This window comes from Maritimimonas sp. 2210JD6-3, assembly GCF_056591795.1.
The window spans coordinates 1-539 of sequence record NZ_JBWQOJ010000102.1; the positions used below are offsets into that span (position 1 = coordinate 1).

Consider the following 539-nt stretch of genomic DNA (forward strand, 5'->3'; position numbering starts at 1 on the left):
TTATACCATTTCTGATTTAAAAATACTCAAAAAATGTTTTAGTGTATAATTGATAACTGGTGATAGATTTTATAAGTTCAGGAGTTAGTTGGTTTACCATCTCAGTAATTTTATCTTGTAGTGTTTTCACCTCTTTGAACAGTTTCATTGCAGTTTTGTTTTTCATCCACTGCCAGACTTTTTCGGCAGGGTTTAACTCTGGTGTATATGGAGGTATTCTTATGAGTTTTATATTTTTTGGGATTGTAATGCCTTTGCAAGCATGGAACCCAGCATTGTCTATGATAACTATTTTAAGTTCTCTAGGGTTTTGGTTACTAAAATCCTTAAGGAAGCCTTCAAAGATAGGGTTGGATACCAATGGGGTTTCCCAGTAGAAACTATCTCCTGTAATGGGTGAGAAACATCCCCAGAGCCATTGGTAGGAGTGTTGGTATTTTCCTATGGGTTTGATTCCCTTGGAGACTAACACCTTTTTTTGTTTGGTCATCAGTCCAAAACGGGACTCATCCTGAAAATAGAGATTCACACTGTCAAAA

The 539-nt window shown here is 36.2% G+C and carries 1 protein-coding gene; it reads right to left on the reverse strand.

The annotated features are described in order from the left end of the window. Positions 1-16: 16 nt before the first annotated feature. Positions 17-539 (reverse strand): IS630 family transposase (locus tag AC1EUY_RS16150; protein ID WP_480196583.1); only part of this gene is annotated, 523 nt, incomplete at its 5' end.